Genomic DNA, 840 nt, shown 5'->3' on the forward strand with positions numbered 1-840 from the left:
CACCGCATCATGGAACCGCACCGGCTCACGCAAATTACGCACCCAGTAATCCGCATCCATACCCGTGGTGTCGAACCAATCCCCCGTCACCGTCGACAACACCGGCACCACCGACGCACCAGCATCAACCTGCCCAAGCACCTCCCGCAAATGCGGCACCAACGACTCCACATACGCCGAATGCGACGCATAATCCACCGGAATCAACCGCGCCCGCTCATCACCAGCCACAATCTGCCTGACCCGCCGCACATCACCCGACACCACAAACGACGAGGGGCCATTCACCGCCGCCACCGACACACCATCAGGCGCCTCCGACACCGGCCGCGCAATCGACGCCATCGCACCCGAACCCGCCAACTGCCGCAACGCCTGCGCCCGCAACACCACCACCCGCGCCGCGTCCTGCACACTCAACGCCCCCGCCACACACGCCGCCGCGATCTCACCCTGCGAATGCCCCACCACCGCAGCCGGCACCACACCCAACGACCGCCACACCGCCGCCAACGACACCATCACCGCAAACAACACCGGCTGCACCACATCAACCCGGTCCAAATCCCAGGTCCCCTCATCCAGCAACGACCAATCCCCCACCAACGGATCAATCACCCTGGCGCACTCACACATCGAACCAGCAAAAACCGGCGACACCACCATCAACGACCGCGCCATACCCAACCACTGACCACCCTGACCCGGAAAAACCATCACCACCCGCCGACCCGACACCGCCACCTCACCGACAATCCGCGACAAACCCTCAACCAACTCCGCCTCACCACCGGCCACCACCACCGCCCGATACCGCAACGCCGCCCGCGACACCGCCAA

1 protein-coding gene is annotated in these 840 nt (G+C 64.9%); it reads right to left on the reverse strand.

The features are described 5' to 3' along the window. Positions 1-840, reverse strand: an 840-nt coding sequence (locus V6U77_RS29900; protein WP_334610080.1) for an acyltransferase domain-containing protein, incomplete at both ends; no start/stop codon positions are given.

This window comes from Micromonospora sp. CPCC 205546 (assembly GCF_036902715.1).
GTDB lineage: Bacteria > Actinomycetota > Actinomycetes > Mycobacteriales > Micromonosporaceae > Micromonospora.